Annotated in this window: 2 rRNA genes; both read right to left on the reverse strand. The window is 48.2% G+C overall.

Going from position 1 to position 577, the window contains the following annotated elements:
- Positions 1 to 109: ribosomal RNA gene (locus G3N96_RS38940) — 23S ribosomal RNA — on the reverse strand; the annotation flags it as partial.
- A 385-nt stretch (positions 110 to 494) separates the two neighbouring features.
- A 16S ribosomal RNA gene (locus G3N96_RS38945) occupies positions 495 to 577 on the reverse strand; the annotation flags it as partial.

Consider the following 577-nt stretch of genomic DNA (forward strand, 5'->3'; position numbering starts at 1 on the left):
TACGGATCAAAGCTTGTTTGCCAGCTCCCCGTAGCTTTTCGCAGGCTACCGCGTCCTTCATCGCCTGTGATCGCCAAGGCATCCACCACATGCACTTGTTCGCTTGACCCTATAACGAGTCTGTCTCGTTACAGGTTGAGTTCTCGCGTTGTGCCGTATTCCAAATTGAGTCAAACATAGAGTTCGAATCATCTTGAGATACATCGATACAATCACAACCCGGATAGCTTTCACGTCCATCTCAAGACGCTTCCGCTATCCAAATTACTTGCTTCTTCCAGATTGTTAAAGAACGACAGCCGATACTTTCGTACCGCTCTGACTGGCTCAATCGCCAATGAGAAAAACTCGAACCAAACTTCATTCGAATGTTTGTCATTGATGATTATCGAAAGCGGCCGGCATTATAACCGGTTAAACCGCTAACAGACAGTCTTTCTGTCTTTATCAACAGCCGATAAGCGTGAGCGCTCAACTTGTGCGAGAAGCTCTGGAAAGGAGGTGATCCAGCCGCACCTTCCGATACGGCTACCTTGTTACGACTTCACCCCAGTCATGAATCCTACCGTGGTGACCG

The sequence above is a fragment of the Burkholderia sp. Se-20373 genome, assembly GCF_017104705.1.
GTDB lineage: Bacteria > Pseudomonadota > Gammaproteobacteria > Burkholderiales > Burkholderiaceae > Burkholderia.